Source organism: Rhodococcoides fascians A44A (assembly GCF_000760735.1).
Taxonomy (GTDB): Bacteria; Actinomycetota; Actinomycetes; order Mycobacteriales; family Mycobacteriaceae; genus Rhodococcoides; species Rhodococcoides fascians_E.
Genome location: NZ_JMEX01000008.1, coordinates 1,399,895 through 1,419,666, shown reverse-complemented (window position 1 = coordinate 1,419,666; position 19,772 = coordinate 1,399,895). Strand labels below are relative to the sequence as shown.

Sequence of the window (19,772 nt, the reverse complement as noted above, 5' to 3'; positions counted from 1 at the left end):
GCGGAGTGACCAGACCGACAGCAGTGAAGCAGCGGACGTTCGACCCGGCTGGAGTGATCTTCGGCGTTGTCGTGCCGATCGCTGCGGCCGCACTCGGACTCGTGGCCGTGCAGGTCTGGCGCACCCGGCTTCCGGATCAGATCGCCACCCACTGGTCGGGCACCGAACCGGACGGATTCATGAGTCCGTCGACGAGCGCCTGGACTCTCGCGATCGTCATCGTGCTCGTCGGCGGTGGATGCAGCGCCGTTGCAGCGCTGTCCCACGCCCTGCTCATCCTGCGCCGGACGATGCTGATGATCGGCCTCACCGTCGTCGGCCTCATCACCGTCCTGCAACTGGCGATACTCGCCAAGCAACTCGATGTCACGACCGTCACCAACGTCGAGATCCCCGGCTGGGCGATCGGAGTGGGAACGCTCGTCGGATTCGCCGTCGGACTCCTCGGCGCGACCCAGCTGCGTGACTACCGAGACCGTGTCGACGCCACTTCACCGCCGCCGGCGACGTTGCCGCGCGCGAGGGCCGAACTCCCCATCGTCGAACCCATCGGCGCGAGCCGCACATCCATCGCGATCGTGTTCACCATCCTGGCCGCGGCAGCCGCACTGACCTGCTGGCTGTCCGAGTCCTGGTGGCCGGTCGCCGTCTTCGCACCGATCGCGGCGTTCACCTCGTCGCTCATGCGGTACGAGCTGATCGTCGACAAACTCGGCATCCACGTCCGCAGCCTCGGCATGCCCGCCTTCGAATACTCCATCGGCGAAGTCACCGGGGCCTCGGTTCGCGAGGTGGACCCGTTCTCGGACTTCGGCGGATGGGGCCTCCGCGTCAAAGGCCGCGGCAACTACGCGGTGGCCACCCGTAAAGGTCCCGCCGTATTCCTCACCTTCGCGAACGGACAGAAACTGACCGTCACGGTCGACGGCGCGGACGCAATCGCGGGTACCGTCAACTCGCTGGCGTCCGAGCGTTGAATTGCGCTGAAACAAACCGATCGCCGCTTTTTACATCTAGGCTGTGATCGTAAAGGGGTAAGGGCTGGAGGCCGGCACGGACGACACACGATCATCAGCGGACGACAAGCCCGGATCGGTCCGCACCGGCAACCACAGGAAGCCGTCGACCGATACCGTGTGGACCACGCTGCAGGAGTGGTATCAGCAGCCGTTCGATTACGAGTGGATCATTCACCACCGCTCCACGCGGGGCCTGCACCGATCGCTTCAGAACATGTTCGGCGCGGCCACACTGCTGTACGCGGCCGCGTCGATCCTCATGCTGTTCAGCTCACGCGGACCACAGGGACTCTTCGCCCAAGCCTGGGTCGGCCTCGTTCTGCTCCTTCAGGTCGCCGTCGCACTGCGCTGGTTCTTCGGCCCGCTGCCCACACGCCGAGACTTCATCGCCTTCGCCATCTTCGGTGACGTCGGCCTGACGTCCGTGCTCGTGCTGTACGAGCCGTTCGGTGCACTCATCGGATCCGGCTTGTTCGTCGTCACCGGCGCATTGTGCACCTACTTCCTCAGCCAACGCTGGCTGCTCGCCCACCTCGCCTGGTGCGTCGTGTTCGTCTCCATCACGGCCGTCAGAGCAATGTTCACGGGGTCCGAGGACGTACCGACAGCCCTGGCCGGCGGACTCGTCGCCATCGCCATCAACTCCGCGATACCCCTGCTCGCCCACATCGCGTGGACCGCGATCGGCCGAGATGCCCGACGCTCGCTGCTCGACCCACTGACCGAACTGCTCAACCGTCGCGGCGTCGACGACGCGGCCCTGACCCTGATGTCGCGCAGCCACGCACGAGGTCACTGCCTGGTGGTCGTCGTCGTGGACATCGACCGATTCAAAGCCGTCAACGACTACTTCGGCCACGATGCAGGCGACGACGTCATCGTCACCGTCGCCCACCGTCTACGAGAACTCTTCGAGGACGACGGCGTCGTCGCCCGCACCGGGGGCGAGGAATTCCTCGTCGTGTTCACCGGCACGATCGAACATGCCCACGACATGGTGCACCGAATCGGCCACAGCCTTTACCGCGGCGACGATCGGATCCCCATCACGGTGAGCGTCGGAGCCGCCGTGGTGTCGAGCCCGTCGGACCTGTGGAACGACAATGCCGCCACCATCACCAAGGCCACCCGGGCCGCCGACTCGATGATGTATCGAGCCAAGTACGACGGCGGCAACCGCACCGCCTCGATTCAACTCTGACACCCCGAACCCGGACGACCCCCGCAGAGAGCCCGGACTTCACCGTGGAAGCCCGGGCTCGGTTCTGATTGCCGGCCGGCCTAGCCTCCCGTGACCGGAGCGTTCCACACGCACGGGACGTCACCGACCGGGAAGCCGTCCGGGTCGAGTGCGTTCTTGATGTACCCGATGGTCCGCGGGGACACCGACATCGACAGATGATCGGACAAGTCGACGCCGCAGCCGTCCTGCAACAGAACGTTGTTCACCGTTGCATCGGGTCCGGCTTCGAGGAACGTCGTCCGGAACGGAGTCACCACCTCGTCGAACCGAGTGGCGATGGCCGTGTAGTCGACACCGCGCTCGGTGTCACCGCCCGCCGTCAATGCCTTGATGAGGTCGGAGTCGACGACCTGGTCCGACGCCGCGGGCCCGGCGACAGCACCCACGAGCCCGAGCACGTTCAAGCCGAGATTGTTGATGGTCCGCCCCAGAGTTCCGATTCCGACGAGGGTCGTCCCGTGATTGGACCCACCGAGGCTGACGATTCTGCCGACCTTGTTCTTGCTCGGATCCGACGGATCGGCACCGCCTTCGAATCGCATGTACTGACGAGACGCCAGGCTGCCCTGGGAATGACCGACGATGTCGACCTGTTCCGCGCCGGTCCGTTCGAGGACCGCATCGATGTAGAAGGCGATCTCCTTGGCGCTCTCGGTGATCGGGCCCGTGCCTCGCAGTGCCTTCACGTGTCCGAGTGCGCTCGAATCCTTGTCACCGGTGTTCGGCGCGAAGACACAGTAGCCCTCCGCCTTCAGTGCCGGGGAGATTCGAGCGAAGTTGTTGTATGCGTTCTCCCATGTTCCGTGCAGCAGGACAACGGGATTGGGGTGCTCCTTGGTCGGCTTGCAGTTCCAATCGTTGGCACCCGGCGGTGCGACATCCGGCTTGACGATGCTGTAGAGGAAACCGGCGAGGAAGTTCTTCTGCTCGGGCCCGTACCCGATGGTCTCGGTCTCGGGACCGTCGGTCACCCGCGCCGGCGCGGCGTCGGCGACATCGGGTTTCTCGATGCCCTGCTCTTCCGCCTTCGGCCGCTCCGCCTCCGACCCCTCGGGAGGAATCACCTCCGTGCCGTCGTCGCTGATCGTCGCGGGCAGCGCCGACGCGGAGGGCCCGGTGGGCTCGCTCGGCTCGGCGGGTTGCGCGGACGCAACCGACATCCCGGCGAACACGACCGCCGCGGACAACGCCGCGAGGGTCGCCGTCCGTCGTGCTCTGCCCCGTACTCGTGAATGGTCGATCGACGTCGACCGAAGCTGTTGAACCATGCGCGTCCCTCTTCTTCTTCGGCATCGCTGACGAGAAGGTCGTGACTCGGTTACAGCGCGATGCTGTTCGCTGAACCACAGCAGACGGTAGAAGTGACACCGATCACTTACCACACCCGCGCCACACGTCTGGAAACGTGGTCGTCCGACGGCAGCGACATTTGGGTCCAGTCACAACCCAGCAACAGCCGTCCGCGCCGATCAGCGGCCGAGACGCGTCATGATCGCGTCACGCAACGCTCCACGAGGCGACCGGGCCGTGTCCTTCGTCAGCAGCACGAACTCGATACCTCCGAGCTCCGGAAGATCCTGGCCGTCCAGCGCGACCACGCCGTCGGGAAGCGTCGACTCCGCATGCACCAGGTAGCCGAGGCCCGCCTGAACGGCTGCACGCAACCCCAGCTCGCTGTCCGTGACGCAGGTGAACCGCCAGCCCCTACCCTCCCGACCGAGTGCAGCCAACGCCGCGGACCGCGTGATGCTCGGTGGTGGATACGTCACGAACGGCACCGGGCCCGGTTCCACCCGCGTTCCCGGAATACCTGCCCAGACCAACCGATCCGCCCACACCAGATCACCGTGCGTCTCACCTGGGCGACGCTTGCCGAACACCAGGTCCAGCTCGCCGCCGTCGAACTTGGACCGCAATGTCTCGCTCAACCCGACGGTCAGCTCGAGGTCCACGCCGGGATGCGCCCGACGGAAGTCGTAGAGCACGTGCGGCAACTCGGTCGAGACCAGGTCGTCGGACACCCCGAGCCGGAGCCTGCCCGCCAACGGGGCTTCGGCGAAGTAGTGCTCCGCCTCCGCGGTGGCGTCGAGGATGGAGCGAGCGAATCCGATCATCGCGGTGCCGTCGGCCGTCAGCTCCATGTTTCTGGTGTCCCGGAGGAACAACTCGCGCCCGACGGCCTTCTCCAGCCGCGTGATGTGACCGCTGACCGTCGACTGACGCAGCCCCAGCAGCTCGCCGCCTGCGGTGAAGCCGCCTTCCCGTTCGACAGCGAGGAAGGTTCGAAGCAGAATCGGATCAAGATTCACCCGTCTTTCCTATCACGATTCACGTTCACAGTTAACGCAGCTATCGACTTTCGCGATCAATCGCCGACCGATATCGTGAGTTCAGTGAACTTTCTGCGGCAGATCCGGCCCGACGGCTTCGTCCTGAGCATCATCGCGATCGCGGTACTGGCCAGCATCTTCCCGGCGTCGGGTACCTCGGAAACCGTCCTCACCTGGGTCACCCGAATCGCCATCGGACTGCTGTTCCTGATCTACGGCGCCCGCCTGTCGCCGCAGGAAGCATGGCAAGGCGTCAAACACTGGCGGCTCCACTCCGTCGTGCTGGCCACCACGTACCTCGTGTTCCCCCTCGTCGGACTCGGCCTCCGCGTCCTCGAACCGACAGTCGTCACAGCGGACCTCTACACCGGCATCCTGTTCCTGTGCCTCGTGCCGTCGACGGTTCAGTCCTCCATCGCCTTCACCTCGATCGCACGCGGCAACGTCGCCGGAGCAGTCGTCAGCGCCTCGTTCTCCAACATCATCGGCGTGTTCGTGACACCGCTGCTGGTGATTCTGTTGATGAACACCACCGGGGACGCGCACGTCGACGCATCGTCGATCCTGAGCATCTGCGCTCAGCTGCTCCTGCCCTTCCTCCTCGGGCAGGCCCTCCGACCGCTCGTGAAAGGCTGGCTCACCCGACATTCCGGGCCGACGAAAATCGTCGACCGCGGCTCGATCCTGCTGGTGGTCTACGCCGCCTTCAGCGAAAGCATGAATCAGAACGTCTGGTCGTCCGTGACGCCCCTGCAGATCGTCGCGGTCGTCCTCGTCTGCATCGTCGTCCTCGCGCTGATTCTGGCGTTCACGTACTGGATCGGCCGCGCCATCGGCTTTTCCGTCGAAGACCGCATCGTCCTCCTGTTCTGCGGCTCCAAGAAGAGCCTCGCGAGTGGACTACCCATGGCCTCGGTCCTCTTCGTCGGCGGGCCCGTCGGCCTGATCGTCCTTCCTCTGCTTCTGTTCCACCAGATCCAACTGATGGTGTGCGCCGTACTCGCCCAGCGATACGCGCGCCGAGCCGAAGCCCGGCTATCGCCTGACAAGGATGATGCGCAATCCGCCCTGGCGGATTAGCGTCGGCACCACAGACGACGAATGTGGAGGATCGACGTGCGGAAAGAGTTGTCGAAGCCAGGCAAACACCCAGGCGGAGTCATCGCCGCGGCATACACCGGGAGACTCGCCACCGATCCCATCCCCGCACTTCGGCTCCCCGACGAGCAACTCGACCCCGAAGCCGCGTACCGCTTCATCCACGACGAACTGATGCTCGACGGCTCCTCTCGCCTCAACCTCGCGACGTTCGTCACGACCTGGATGGACCCGCAGGCCGAGAAGTTGATGGCCGAGACGTTCGACAAGAACATGATCGACAAGGACGAGTACCCGGCGACGGCGTCGATCGAGGAACGCTGCGTCAACATGGTCGCGGACCTGTTCCACGCGCCCGGACTCGACCCGGAGGATTCCAAGTCCGCGACGGGAGTGTCGACGATCGGATCGAGCGAAGCGGTCATGCTCGCAGGCCTCGCCCTGAAATGGCGTTGGCGCGAAGGCCGCAGCGACACCTCGCGTCCCAATCTGGTTCTCGGAAGCAATGTTCAGGTCGTATGGGAGAAGTTCTGCCGCTACTTCGACGTCGAACCCAAGTACCTGCCCGTCGAACCGGGGCGGTACGTCATCACCCCGGAGCAGGTTCGAGATGCCGTCGACGACAACACCATCGGCGTCGTGGCCATCCTCGGAACCACCTTCACCGGCGAACTCGAGCCCGTGGCGGAGATCTGCGCGATGCTCGATTCCGTCGCCGCGTCCGGTGGACCCGACGTCCCCGTCCACGTCGACGCGGCCAGCGGCGGGTTCGTCGTACCGTTCCTTCATCCCCACCTCGAATGGGACTTCCGCCTACCGCGGGTGAAATCCATCAACGCCAGCGGTCACAAGTACGGATTGACCTATCCCGGAATCGGTTTCGCGGTGTGGCGGACACGCGAGGACCTACCCGAGGACCTGGTGTTCCGGGTGAACTACCTCGGCGGCGACATGCCGACCTTCACCCTCAACTTCTCACGCCCCGGCAACCAGGTGATCGGCCAGTACTACAACTTCCTCCGGCTCGGACGCTCCGGATACAGCGACATCATGCACGCACTGCGCGACACCGCCGTTCGCGTCGCCGGTCACCTGTCCGAGCATCCCGCGTTCCACGTCATCACCGACGGCAGCGCCATCCCCGTCGTCGCGTTCGAACTCGCCGGCGATCGCGAGTACACCGTGTTCGACATCTCCCACGAACTACGCGCACGCGGCTGGCAGGTTCCCGCGTACACGATGCCGGACAACGCCACCGGAGTAGCGGTGCTCCGGATCGTCGTGCGAGAGGGATTCAGCGCAGACCTCGGCAGGCTGCTGTGCGGCGCCATCACCGAGGTGATCGATCAACTCGACGCATCGGCCGCAGGAGGTGGGCACTCGTCGGCCACCCACTTCGCGCACTGAGTCCTCAGTTGCACCCTGGGACCTCAGTTGCGGTCGACGTCGATCGGGTGAGAGGCGAGCATCGCCAGCGGCAGGGGTTGACGACGCAGCACGTGGGCCCACAGGTCGATCTTCGGTGGACCGATGACATCGGAGGCGAGGGCGGAGACGACCATCCAGTCGTCCCGCTCCAGCTCGCCCTCCAGCTGCCCGAGCGTCCAGCCGGAATACCCCGCGAAGATGCGAACCCCCTCGACGTGCGGCGCGATGTCGGCCGGATCCGAATCCAGATCCACCATGACGACCCGACCGTCGACGCGGCGCACCCCGGCAATCCCGTCGATGTCCACCCCCGTCCTCACCGTCGCCAGACAGAGAGCGGAATCCCTCTTCACCGGACCGCCCACGTACAGGGCCTTCGGACGGGCCGCGAGGTCGGTCCACTGCGGTAACACGTTCTGGACCGCGGTGTCGCTCGGACGATTGATCACGACACCGAGGCTGCCTGCGTCGTTGTGCTCGATGACGTACACGACTGTGCGCCGGAACGTGGGCTCGACCAGCTCGATCGACGACACCAGCAAGCTCCCCGGTCGCACCGATTGCGGGGCCGGTGCCGTCTGGTCTTCGGGTTCTTCCGCATGCGCCGCCATGCAAGACATTGTGGCACCGCGCACCTACGGATGTAACGCAAGGAAGCTCAGGTGTTGTTCGGCGCCCCATCGAACCCCGAGAGCTCGGCCAGGCTCGCCAATTGGTACTCGAACAACGCATCTCGGCTGCTGAAGGTGTCCGAACCGTACTGATCGAACACATCGAAGCTGACGGCACCGAACAGTGCCGCCCACACCAGAACTCCGCGAGCGATCACCTCGTCGGACATTTCCGTTCCCATTTCGTTACGAACGTCCGTGAAATTCCGGCTCAGCGCAGCCAGCGACACCGGCTCCGTACGTTCCGCCAGCGTTCCCGCGGTCCACGCCTGATCGAAAATCGACACCAGCTTGACGATCACCCTCGTACCAGGACCGGTCGTCTGCTCGGCCGGAGCGTTGTATCCGGGCACCGGTCTTCCGAACAACAGCGCATACCGCGCCGGTTCCCGCAGCCCCCACCCACGGACCGCCCGACCGAGCGCGAGGAACTTCTCGACGGGACCGGCGACCTCGTCGACAGCCTCGTCCACGACGTCGCCGAGCTCGGTGTACGCGTCGACGACGAGCAGGGTCAGCAGCTCGTCCCGGCTCTTGACGTACCGGTACACCGCCGAGGACACGACACCCAGATCCCTGGCGACTGCGCGCAGAGACAACGCCGCGGCACCGTCGGCAGCCAGATGCTCCCGTCCGATACGGGTGATGTCGGCGAGGGTCTGCTGTCTCGCTCGAGCGCGGGGCGTGGTCGGCATGGATTCACAGTATCGGCCCGGCCGACAGTACCCAGCGGCGAAACCGTCCCGCCAGAAACGAGAGCACTGCTCTTGCTTTTCCCAGCCGACGAGTGCACACTGGAGAGAACAGAGAGCAGTGCTCACATTTCGAACGAGGGAGACACCATGAACCAGCTACACGTCGTCATCGGAGCCGGACCGGTGGGCTGGACCGTTGCAGAACAGCTTGCTGCACAGGGACATTCGGTACGGATCCTCACCAGGTCCGGATCGGGCCCGGATCACCCGGCCGTCGAACGTCACCGAGTGGACATCGAGACCGACGACCTGACCGACGAATTCGCCGGTGCCACCGCCATTTATCTCTGCACTCACGTCGCCTACCAGAACAAGGTCTGGCGCGAGAAGCTCCCCGCGATGGAACAACGGGTGCTCGACGCCGCCGCCGGAACCGTCGTCGTCTTCCCCGAAAGTCTGTACTCCTACGGCAAGGTCGACGGCCCCATCCGAGAGGACAGCCCACGCACGGCGACACACCGCAAACTGGGCGTCCGAACCCTCCTGTTGGCCGCCCGCGACGCCCACCGCACCCCGACCGTCAGCGTCGCCGCATCGGACTTCTACGGTCCTCGCGTGAGGACGTCGCACATGGGCGAACGAATCGTCCCCAAGGTCACGGCAGGCAAATCCGTCAGCGTCATCGCGAAGGCCGACGTACCCCACTCCTTCACCTACATACCGGACTTCGCCGCAGCGATGATCGCCGCCGGAGCAAGGAAAGACCTGTGGAACACGTTCCTGCACGCCCCCACCGCACCTGCCGTCACGCAACGACGCATGATCGAACTCTTGGCCGACGCCGCCCGAGTACCCGCACCCACCGTCACCGCGATCCCGGCATGGATCGTCCGAGCGCTGGGCGTCGTACCCGGGCAGATGAAAGAACTGGGCGACACGCTGTACCAGTTCCAGTACCCCTACGTCCTGGACAGCACGCGCAGCGACACACTCCTCGGCCTTCACCCGACCCCGCTCGACGACGGCACCGCAGCCACCGTCGCATGGTGGAACGCCGAGGAGCTGACTCCGACCTCGTAAAGTACGTCAGGCTAAAGTTCAGCGAGTGAGCGAGACGACATTCCTGGCGCGATTGCGCGATTCGCCGGGCGCAGGCAAGCTCACCGCCATTCGTTTCGCAGGCCAGTTCGGCGACGGACTCTTCCAAGCCGCACTCAGCGGCGCCATCCTGTTCAACCCCGAGCGGGAATCGAATCCGGCTGCCATCGCAGCCGGGTTCGCTGTCCTCCTCGTCCCCTACTCCGTCATCGGCCCGTTCGCAGGCGCCATGCTGGACCGCTGGGATCGCCGCGCAGTCGTACTGTGGGCCAACGTACTTCGCATCGTTCTCATCGCCGTCACCGCAACCCTGCTCTGCGTCGGCGGCGGTGAGACACCCCTGCTCCTGCTTGCCCTCACCACCGTCGGACTCAGCCGATTCGTCCTCGCCGGCGTCTCGGCGTCGCTCCCGCACGTCGTACGAACCGAATGGCTCGTACCCATGAACTCCCTCCTCGCCACCATCGGTTCCGGCTTCGCCGCTGCCGGGGCGGGCGCAGCCGTCGGAATCATCGGATACGTCGGGGCGGGAGACTTCGGCTCCGGAATGGCCGTGGCCGCGGCAGCGTCGGGCTCGATCGTGGGCACCGTCGCCGCCGCTCGATTCGCACGTAGGTCACTCGGCCCGGAAACACTCCCCGAGCGTGGTGACCACGGCGCGATGAAAGCCGCGGTGGACATCGCCCACGGACTCGGATCCGGTGCCGTGGCCGTCTGGAGATCGCCGACGGTCACCGCCGCCATGACCGGCATCGGCGCCCACCGAATCGTGTTCGGCGTCGACACCCTCGTCATGGTGCTCATCCTGCGCGAAACCACGTCGAGTTCCCTGCCCGGCGGACTCGCCGGATTCGGCATAGCCGTCGGCGCCACGGCAGCCGGAATGTTCGTCGCTGCCCTGCTGACGCCGTTCGTTCTGCCACGATTCGGCCGTGTTCGCTCGATCATGGTGGCTCTCGCGGCCGCCGCGATCGTCCAGGTCACGTTCATCAACACCCTCACTCAGACGAGCCTGCTCATCGGCGCGTTCCTGCTCGGTGTCGCAGGCCAGACGATCAAGCTCACCGGCGACGCATCGATGCAGACCGAAATCGACGACGATCACCGCGGACGTGTCTTCGCCCTGCAGGACACCGTCTTCAACATCTTCTTCGTCGCCGCTTTGGCGGTCGCGGCGTTCGTCGTCGGTCCGGACACCACCGACCTCGCTGGTGAAACCTCTGCACACGTCGTCGTCCTGGCTGGTGCCGCGGTGTACCTGGTGGGAGTGGTAGCGATACTCCGCAGGTGAGTGGAAATGTAGGCCCTGGCCTACATTTCAACTCACAGGACGTTTTTCTCAACTCACAGGACGTTTTTCCACCAGGCCAGCAGTTCCTTCTCCGCCTCCTCGCGGGGGAGGGGACCTCGGTCGAGTCTGAGCTCCTTCAGGAACTTCCAGGCCTTGCCGACCTCGGGGCCCGCCGGGATACCGAGAAGTTCCATGATGGCGTTGCCGTCGAGATCGGGACGAACCCGCGCCAGGTCCTCTTGCGCCGCCAGGGCGGCTATCCGCTGTTCCAGATCGTCGTAGGTGGCCTGCAGTGCCGCCGCCCGACGCTTGTTACGCGTCGTACTGTCGGCGCGAACGAGCTTGTGCAGCTTGGGAAGTAGATCTCCGGCGTCGGTGGCGTAACGGCGCACGGCCGAATCCGTCCACTGACCTTTGCCGTATCCGTGGAAACGGAGGTGCAGAAACACCAACTGCGACACGTCGTCGATCATCTTCTTGGAGTACTTCAGCGCGCGCATCCGCTTGCGCACCATCTTCGAGCCGACTACCTCGTGGTGGTGGAAGCTGACGCCTCCGCCCGGCTCGTGCCGACGCGTATCCGGCTTCCCGATGTCGTGAAGCAGTGCAGCCCAGCGCAATACGAGGTCCGGGTCACCGTCCTCCAGCTCGATCGCCTGCTTCAGCACCGTCAACGAATGCCAGTAGACGTCCTTGTGCTGGTGATGCTCGTCGATCTCGAGCTTCATCGCAGGTACCTCGGGCAGCACGTACCCGGCCAATCCCGTCTCGCACATCACGTCGACACCCTCGAGCGGGAACTCGCCGAGGATCAGCTTGTCCAACTCCACCTGAACACGCTCGGCCGTGATGCGTTCGATCTGACCGGCCATCTCCGTGATCGCCTGGTGCACCCGCGGCATCAGCGCGAACCCGAGCTGCGACACGAACCGTGCGCCGCGAAGCATCCGCAGCGGGTCGTCGTTGAACGACTTCTCCGGGGTCGACGGAGTGTCCAGCAGTCCCTCGAGCAGTGCGTCCATGCCGCCGAGAGGGTCGACGAACTCCTGCGAGCCATCGGCGCCGAGACGAACGGCCATCGCGTTGACGGTGAAATCACGACGAACCAGGTCCTCTTCCAGGCTGGTGCCGTACCGAACTTCGGGATTACGCGAGACCTGGTCGTAGGAATCGGTGCGGAACGTGGTGATCTCGACCAGCTGATCGCCCTTCGCCGCACTGATCGTGCCGAACGCGATACCGGTGTCCCACTGATTGTCGGCCCACCCGGTCAGGAGCCGCTGGACGACCTCAGGCCTGGCGTCGGTCGTGAAGTCGAGGTCCGTGCCGAGACGACCCAGCACAGCGTCGCGCACACTGCCGCCGACCAGGAACAATTCATGTCCCTCGGCGGCGAACCGACCGGCCAGCGGCGTCAGGATGTCCGACAGTTCTTTCAACGACACGGCAGCCGACGCCAGCAATCGTGCGCGACGGTCGGCGGACACGTCGGGCTGCTGGGGAACAGGAGACTTCTCGGCCACGTCGACAGAGCCTATTAGCAGGCGGTCCGACCGGGGGAAGGGCCCCACGTGAACAGGCTCGGTATGGCCGCGAGTGGAGCCCGCGGAACGAGCTCGGAATGGCCGCGAGTGGAGCCCGCGGAACGAGCTCGGAATGGCAGCCCGAAGCATTGGTTCTTTCCCTCTAGTATTGGTTGGGTGTCTGCTGGCGAACGTGCGAACAGGAGCCGCCGCAACCCGCGGCGGCGGAATTCGCGTGCCGAGACGGACAAACCGCGGCTTCGAACGGTTCGGGAGACGTCTGCTGGTGGGTTGGTGGTGGATGGGCTGGACGGCCCGCCTGCGCAGCGTTGCGCGGCGTTGATCGGCAGAACGGATCGTCGGGGCCGGTTGTTGTGGTCGCTGCCGAAGGGGCATATCGAGCAGGGCGAGACGGCGGAGCAGACGGCGATGCGTGAGGTCGCCGAGGAGACCGGTATCCAGGGTTCGGTGTTGGCGTCGCTGGGAAGTATCGACTACTGGTTCGTGACGGAGGGCCGTCGCGTCCACAAGACCGTGCACCATTACTTGCTGAGGTTTCTGGGTGGTGAACTCTCCGACGAGGACGTCGAGGTCACCGAAGTGGCGTGGGTTCCGCTGAGTGAACTGAACTCGCGATTGGCGTACGCGGACGAACGGAAGTTGGCGGCCATCGCCAGCCGCCTTATAGACGGTATGAGCGGCGAGACGAACGACCCCGAAACGCCCGTCGGCAAGCAGTGATGGCGCTACGTTCCAGGATCACTGCAGCGACGTCGGTGCTCGTTCTCGGTGCGTCGCTGCTGCTGGGGACCGGTGTTGCTGCTGCACAGGATCCAGCCGCGCAGGATCCAGCCGCACAGGATCCACCGGAGAGCTCGCAGAGCGAGGACGGGACCGTCACGTATCAGTCGTCGGCGTCCGATCTTCCTCGGACGACGCGCGGTACTCAGTTTCTCGAGATGTCGATCGACGCGGTTGCTCCCGGGACGGTGACGACGACGAGCGAGCCGTTCGTGACGGTGCGCGCCACTGTCCGCAACACCGGGGACCGCCGGGTCGACGACATCAGCGTCCGTATGCAGAGCGCGGACGCTGTGGAGTCACCGGACGAGCTTCGGACGACGCTGTCGTTGGATCAGCAGGAGTACGCCGACGTCGGTGAATTCCAGGTCGTCGCGGACAGTCTCGAGCAGGGCGCCAGCGCTCAGTTCACGGTGTCGATGCCGCTTCGCGGAACGCAGTCTCCGTCGTTGGGCATCGACCGCCCCGGCGTGTATCCGCTGCTTCTCAACGCCAACGGAACGCCGGAGTACGGCGGAACGGCGCGGCTCGACGACGCCCGCTTCCTGCTCCCGGTCACCGGGGTTCCACGCGATCCGACGGTGCCGGACCCGATGGCTCCCGACGCCGTCCCGCTGCCGCCGAGCACCGCGGACCCGGTGGCGACGACGGTTCTGTGGCCGTTGGCGGACAAACCTCGCCTCGCGGCGGGCATTCCGGGTTCGATCGACGACAGGGTTCGACTCGTCGACGACGATCTTGCCGGTGAGTTGGCGTCGGGCGGACGGCTCGATCAACTTCTGGAGGCAGTGGAATCGGCGACCGCGTCGGACGTCGACCCGGGCGGCAAGCTCGCACAGAGCCTCTGCATCGCGGTGGATCCGGACCTGCTGGTCACCGTCTCCAACATGACGCGCGGATATCTCGTCGTCGCCGATCCCGCCGATCCTGCGGGACCGAGCAGGGAAGGCAACGGTCGCGACGCAGCGACGGCATGGTTGTCGCGGCTCGAGACCCTCACCGAATCGATGTGCGTGACAGCGCTGCCGTTCGCGCAGGTGGATCTGGACACGCTGGGGAACGTGGGCGACGCGTCGTTGGCGTCGACCGCCCTCGAGTCGCCGGCCGAGGTGGTCGACGCGATCCTCGGCGTGACGTCGGTACGCGGTGTGGTGTGGAGTTCGACGGGTCAACTCGGTGAGGCAGGCGCGGCGACGGTGCGGTCCGTCGGCCAACGCACCGCGCTCGTCGCCGACAACAGCATCGCTCCCGGAGCTGCGGGGGCCGTGGCCCGCGTCGTCGGAGACACCACTGTCGCAGCCGAGCTGAACGCGACCGTGTTCGACGGCCCGACGGCGACGGCTCTGGCCGGCGTCGGGACGGATCCGTCGACGCCGCGTTTCACGCCCGACGACCAGCGGTACGACCTGGCCGGCGACTCGCGGACCGCTCGCTTGCAGGATGCTCTCGGCGCGGTGACGTACCACGCGTTGACGCCACCCGACGGCGCTCCTCGAGCTCTGACCATCGCTCCGCCTCAGTACTGGACGGCAGGCGGTGACGAACCCGATGCGATTCTCGGCACGGTGTCCTCGCTGCTCCGGACCGGTCTGGCGACGCCGCGCCCGTTCACCGAGCTGGCCGAGGAGCAACCGACCGGGCTGCCCGTCGAGACCGTCACGACGAGTGTGAGCGATCGGGACCAGAACCTCGAGGATCGCATTCGAGCACAGAGCAAACGCATCGAGGCGTTGCGTGGATCGCTCGTCGAGGACCCCCAATCGGTGTTGACGCCGCGCCGGTTCACCGCACCGCTGCGTGAGGACCTGCTGCGTGCCATCGGGACCGCCGACCGATCGGTGGACCCGACGGCCGCATCGAACACGGCTCGAATCCGTCTGGACACGTCCGAGGCGGGGCTGAACTCCATCTTCGAAGCCGTGACGGTTCTGGCTCCCGGTGGCGTCTACACCCTGGCGTCCGAGCAGAGCCCGCTGCTGTTGGTCGCCCGCAACGATCTCCCCATCGGGGTCAACGTTCGGCTGAAGGTCGACGCTCCCCCCGAGATGACCGTCAGCGACGTCGGAGCGATGGCACTACCGGCGCGCGGAAGTCGAACGATCACCGTGCCCGCCCAGGTCGACGACAGCAGAAACCTCGCCGTCGACTTCTCCTTGACCACTCTGGACGGCCAACAATTGGGCGAAGCGTCCACGGTGTCCGTACGGTCGAACGCGTACGGACAGGCGTTGGCGATCATCACCGCCTGCGCCGGGGTCCTTCTGTTGCTGCTCGCCGGCCGCAGATTGTGGCATCGGTTCAAGGGTCAGCCGGATCCTGCAGACGAAGGGTACGAACGACCATGACGGGTAGCGACTTCCCGTATTCGGGAAACTTGCCCTATAAGGGAGCGCCGCCCGCCGGCGGCGGGCCTCGCGAACGGCTGCCCGCAGCTCAGGTTTTCCGACGCACCGAGCCGCCGAGGCCTGCGCCGTGGGAACGCGACGGACGGACCGCGGTACCGCCTCGGGAGATGCGGAGCTACCCGGCACCGCCGTCCCCCGACGGTGGCCCTGCCCCGGACAACTCGGTCACCCAGCTGATCCCGCGATTCCGCGACGAGGACTATCCGCAGCCCCCTCCGCCGGAGGCGGCACCGCCGCAGATGGACGAGCCGAAACCGCAGAAGAGCCTGCTCGCCGCCACCGGTTCGATCGCGGTGGCGACGCTCGTCAGCCGTATCACCGGCTTCTTCAAGCAGATGATCATGCTGGCGATCCTCGGCGGAGCCATCGCGAGTTCGTTCACCGCCGCCACGATCCTGCCGAACATGATCTCGGAGTTGGTGCTCGGCGCAGTCCTCACCGCGATCGTCGTACCGGTCCTCGTCCGGGCCGAGATGGAGGACCCCGATCGGGGCGCGTCCTTCATCCGTCGGCTCTTCACGTTGGCGTTCACCATGCTGTTCGTCGTATCGGTCGCCGCGACGATCAGCGCGCCCCTCCTCTCGCGCGTCCTGATCAAGGACGACGCCAAGGTCAGCAGCGACCTGACCACCGCGCTGTCCTTCCTGGTTCTCCCCGCGATCCTCTTCTACGGACTGTCCGGCCTGCTGACGGCCGTGCTGAACACCCGCCAGAACTTCCGGCCCGGCGCATGGGCACCGGTGTGGAACAACCTGATCGTGCTCGGTGTCTTCTCCCTCTACTTCTTCGTCCCGGGCGAGATCACGCTGAATCCGGTCGAGATGAGCGATCCGCACATCCTCATCCTGGGCCTCGGCGTCACCGCCGGTGTGGTGACGCAGGTCGCGGCTCTGATCCCGGCGTTGCGGCGCGAAAAGATCGACCTACGCCCACTGTGGGGATTCGACGCCCGCCTGAAGGCCTTCGGTGGGATGGCCGCCGCCATCGTCCTCTACGTGGTCATCAGCCAGGTCGGCCTGGTGTTCGCGACGAACATCTCCGCCGGCGCCGACGAAGCAGGCCCGGCCATCTATTCACAGGCCTGGATCCTGCTGCAACTGCCGTACGGCATCCTCGGCGTGACGGTGTTGACGGCCATCATGCCGAGACTGAGTCGCAACGCCGCCAACGGTGACACGCCGGCCGTCGTCGACGACCTGTCCGTCGCGACTCGCCTGACACTGGTCGCCCTGGTGCCGATCGTCGTGTTCCTGACCTTCACCGGCCCGTGGGTCGGCGAAGCACTGTTCGGTTTCGGCAACTTCAAGGACGAGGCACCGCGATTGGGAGAAGCGGTGAGCTGGTCGGCCTTCACCCTCATCCCGTACGCCCTGGTGCTGATCCACCTCCGCGTGTTCTACGCCCGTGAACAGGCTTGGACACCGACGTGGATCATCCTCGGCATCACCGGAATCAAGATCGCCCTGTCCGCGCTCGCCCCGGTCGTCGCCAGCTCGGACGAGCAGGTCGTGCTGTGGCTGGGTGTCGCCAACGGCATCGGTTTCGTCGTCGGCGCCTGTATCGGCGGAATTCTGCTGCACCGCAGCCTCGGAAATCTCCGCATGGCGAACGTCGGCAAGACGATCTGGATGGTTCTGATCGCGTCGGCCGCAGGCGGGACGGCGATGCTCGCGATCGACCGAATCGTCGATCTCGGTGGCCTCACCGAACCGTTCGGCATGATCGGTGCCATCGTCCGCGTCGGCATCTGCGCAGTGCTGATGCTCGGCATCACCTTCGGGATCCTGTGGTTCGGACGCATCCCGGAAGTCCTGGCCGTCACCGTCGCCATCCGCAGAATCGTCGACCGCGTCCTGAAAAGGTCAGCGCCCGCTCCCGAGCCCGTCGTCCCAGCACATCCCGATTCCATACCGGTCGTCAGTTCTGTTTCTGCATGGGACACTGCACCCGACCGACTCCCGTACCCTGGACGTCGGCGGACCGGGACGCCGTCCTCGTCGCGCCTGCCTGAACCTGGCGGGCGCATGGGGCTACCCGGGGCATACACGCGTGAAGGAGTGAGAGTGACCGACGACGAAGTGGCTGGGGGGCCGGCCGAGTCCGCACACAAGGGCGGCGACCGAGCACAAGGTGGCGTGGAGGTGGACGAGCGGCAGGCCGCATCGTCGGACTCCACCGAGCCGACCACAACAGCGTCGTCCGACAGCACTGCCACAGCCAAGCTCCCGGTGAACAAGCCCGATTCCAACAAGCCCGCTTCCGAGAAGAGCGCCGGCGAGAAGACGTCTCTGATCAAGGGTGCGACCGCGGCCGAGTCCGAGTCGGCTTCGACGACTGCTGCCGCCGAGCCGGCAGCGAGCAAGACACCTACTTCGAAGGCACCGCAGGCCGCGACAGCGGACTCCGAGACAGCCTCCACGGCTGAAGATGCAACCGAGAAATCGACGTCCGCAGCAGGCGCGGAATCGGCCGAGAAGGCCGCAACCCCAGCCAAGGACGCCCCGGCCAAGCAAGCTCCGGCCAAGGACCCTTCAGCCAAGGACGCTCCGGCTGCCGAGGTGACGCCGGTGAAGTCCGGTGCCCCGACCGAGAACCCGCGTTCGCTCCGCGGTCCGAAGCTGATCCCCGGCGCTTCGGTTGCCGGTGGCCGCTATCGACTGCTGGCACCGCACGGCGGTGCACGTGGCCTCAAGTTCTGGCAGGCGCACGACGTCAAGCTGGACCGCGAGGTCGCGTTGACGTTCGTCGACTCCGAGCAGCAATCGACCGACGTCTCGGTGGACCGCCCCGAGGGTCCGCAGGCCATCCTGTCCCGCACACTGCGCCTCGGCCGCATCAATTCCCCCGGCCTGGCACGCGTGCTCGACGTCGTGCGCGGAAGCTCCGGCGGAATCGTCGTCGCCGAGTGGACTCCGGGTCGCTCGCTCCGCGAGATGGCGGACACCGTTCCGTCGCCGACGGGTGCAGCACGGGCCATCAAGGCATTGGCGGCCGCGGCCGAGGCTGCCCACCGCAGCGGCGGCGCACTGTCGATCGACCATCCGGACCGCGTCCGCATCAGCACCAGCGGCAACGCCGTTCTGGCGTTCCCGGCAACGTTGGCCGACGCCGATCCAGGTTCCGACGTCCGTGGTCTCGGCGCGATGTTGTACGCGTTGATCACGGCGCGCTGGCCCCTCGTCGACGCCGCATCCGGCGGACAGCCTCGATCGGTCGGCGGCATGAAGCCCGCAGATCGCGACTCGAACGGTAACGCCGTCGAGCCACGCCGAGTCCGTTCGGACGTACCGTTCGAGATCTCCGCAGTGGCGGTGCGCGCCCTCGAGCAAAACAGTGGCATCAGGACCGCTGCGACGGTTCAGCATGTCCTCGACCAGGCAGCCGTCGTCAACGACAAGACCGATCTGATGCCCGCATTGAGGCTCGGACAGCGGGCACCCGGTGCATCCGGCCATTCGCTCGCCGATCCGGAGGAGATGGCGGCCCAGCAGGAGCGGTCCCGTCGCACCAACATCGCCTTGGCGGTGCTGGGCGTTCTCACGGTGGTCGTGCTGGGATTCGCGGGGTACTGGCTGTTCACGTTCATCGCGGGCGGCAGCTCGGACGAGCCACTGACGTCTCAGGAAGCCCTCGGTCTGACCACCGAGGAGACGGCACCGCCCGCACCGGGTGCGCCCGCTCCTGCGGCCCCGGCGTCGAGCCCGGTGGCAATCGATTCGGTGGAGGTGTTCTCGCCGCAGGGCAGCGCGGACAACGCCGGATCGGCATCCAATGCCATCGACGGGGACCAGTCGACCGTGTGGGCGACGGACTCCTACTTCCAGCCGTTCCCGTCGCTCAAGGACGGTGTGGGCCTGATCGCCACGCTCCCGTCGTCACAGGTGCTCACCAGCGCGTTCGTCAATTCCCCGTCACCGGGAACGGTCGTCGAGATCAGGTCCGCACCCAGCGATTCGCCGAGTCTGAGCGACACCACCGTGATCGGTCAGGCAACTCTGGGTAGTGGCGTGACCGATATCCCGCTCCAGGTCAGCGAGCCGACAAGCCACGTTCTGCTGTGGATCACCGGGTTGAGCTCGGACAGCGGTCGCAATCAGTCGTCGATCGCGGACTTCGGGTTCACCGCACAATCCTGACCAACGGTCTGCGGGATCTCCCCTCACCTGCAGA

14 protein-coding genes are annotated in these 19,772 nt (G+C 65.9%); 9 read left to right on the top strand and 5 right to left on the bottom strand.

Translation table 11 applies throughout. The features are described 5' to 3' along the window. The first annotated feature begins 5 nt into the window (after positions 1-5). Entirely contained in the window at positions 6-977 is a 972-nt protein-coding gene (locus BH95_RS19005; protein WP_371828063.1) for a DUF1648 domain-containing protein, read from the top strand. Between the two features lie 157 nt (positions 978-1,134). Continuing rightward, positions 1,135-2,220 (top strand): GGDEF domain-containing protein, encoded by a 1,086-nt coding sequence (locus tag BH95_RS19000; RefSeq protein WP_020112236.1) that lies wholly within the window; start codon positions 1,135-1,137, stop codon positions 2,218-2,220. Between the two features lie 80 nt (positions 2,221-2,300). On the opposite strand, the gene BH95_RS18995 is transcribed toward BH95_RS19000, so the two are convergent. Further along, the gene (locus BH95_RS18995) at positions 2,301-3,530 is read right to left on the bottom strand and encodes an esterase/lipase family protein (RefSeq protein WP_037183529.1); all 1,230 of its coding nucleotides are present in this window, start codon (positions 3,528-3,530) and stop codon (positions 2,301-2,303) included. Positions 3,531-3,731: 201 nt separating this feature from the next. After that, entirely contained in the window at positions 3,732-4,571 is an 840-nt protein-coding gene (locus BH95_RS18990) for a LysR family transcriptional regulator (RefSeq protein ID WP_033189461.1), read from the bottom strand. An 84-nt stretch (positions 4,572-4,655) separates the two neighbouring features. On the opposite strand from BH95_RS18990, the gene BH95_RS18985 reads away from it, so the two are divergent. Together BH95_RS18985 and BH95_RS18980 are read left to right on the top strand one after the other, a co-directional pair. Continuing rightward, the gene (locus BH95_RS18985) at positions 4,656-5,672 is read left to right on the top strand and encodes a bile acid:sodium symporter family protein (RefSeq protein ID WP_037183527.1); all 1,017 of its coding nucleotides are present in this window, start codon (positions 4,656-4,658) and stop codon (positions 5,670-5,672) included. 21 nt (positions 5,673-5,693) lie between these two features. Next, the gene (locus BH95_RS18980; RefSeq protein WP_019665082.1) at positions 5,694-7,097 is read left to right on the top strand and encodes a glutamate decarboxylase; all 1,404 of its coding nucleotides are present in this window, start codon (positions 5,694-5,696) and stop codon (positions 7,095-7,097) included. 23 nt (positions 7,098-7,120) lie between these two features. On the opposite strand, the gene BH95_RS18975 is transcribed toward BH95_RS18980, so the two are convergent. Together BH95_RS18975 and BH95_RS18970 are read right to left on the bottom strand one after the other, a co-directional pair. Then, a complete protein-coding gene (locus BH95_RS18975) occupies positions 7,121-7,729 on the bottom strand; it encodes a YqgE/AlgH family protein (protein WP_019665081.1) in 609 nt (202 codons plus the stop codon). 47 nt (positions 7,730-7,776) lie between these two features. Further along, positions 7,777-8,484 (bottom strand): TetR/AcrR family transcriptional regulator, encoded by a 708-nt coding sequence (locus tag BH95_RS18970; protein ID WP_037183525.1) that lies wholly within the window; start codon positions 8,482-8,484, stop codon positions 7,777-7,779. A 147-nt stretch (positions 8,485-8,631) separates the two neighbouring features. Between BH95_RS18970 and BH95_RS18965 the strand changes: the two genes are divergently transcribed. Continuing rightward, positions 8,632-9,564, top strand: a complete 933-nt coding sequence (locus tag BH95_RS18965; RefSeq protein WP_037160655.1) for an NAD-dependent epimerase/dehydratase family protein — start codon at positions 8,632-8,634, stop codon at positions 9,562-9,564. A 25-nt stretch (positions 9,565-9,589) separates the two neighbouring features. Beyond that, positions 9,590-10,873, top strand: a complete 1,284-nt coding sequence (locus tag BH95_RS18960; RefSeq protein ID WP_019665078.1) for an MFS transporter — start codon at positions 9,590-9,592, stop codon at positions 10,871-10,873. Positions 10,874-10,926: 53 nt separating this feature from the next. Here BH95_RS18960 and BH95_RS18955 read toward each other — a convergent pair whose 3' ends face one another. Beyond that, a complete protein-coding gene (locus BH95_RS18955; RefSeq protein WP_037160653.1) occupies positions 10,927-12,396 on the bottom strand; it encodes a CCA tRNA nucleotidyltransferase in 1,470 nt (489 codons plus the stop codon). Between the two features lie 177 nt (positions 12,397-12,573). Here BH95_RS18955 and BH95_RS18950 point away from each other — a divergent pair, with 177 nt between their 5' ends. From BH95_RS18950 to BH95_RS18940, 3 genes are read left to right on the top strand one after another with little or no spacing between them, the layout of a single operon-like run. Continuing rightward, a complete protein-coding gene (locus BH95_RS18950; protein WP_026347790.1) occupies positions 12,574-13,137 on the top strand; it encodes an NUDIX hydrolase in 564 nt (187 codons plus the stop codon). Next, complete coding sequence (locus BH95_RS18945; protein ID WP_037183523.1) at positions 13,137-15,542, top strand: DUF6049 family protein; 2,406 nt, start codon at positions 13,137-13,139, stop codon at positions 15,540-15,542. The genes BH95_RS18950 and BH95_RS18945 overlap by 1 nt, the downstream gene beginning before the upstream one ends. Next, positions 15,539-19,738: a lipid II flippase MurJ gene (locus tag BH95_RS18940; protein WP_037183521.1), complete on the top strand. Its 4,200-nt coding sequence runs from the start codon at positions 15,539-15,541 to the stop codon at positions 19,736-19,738. Before BH95_RS18945 ends, BH95_RS18940 begins: the two co-directional genes overlap by 4 nt. Positions 19,739-19,772 lie beyond the last annotated feature (34 nt).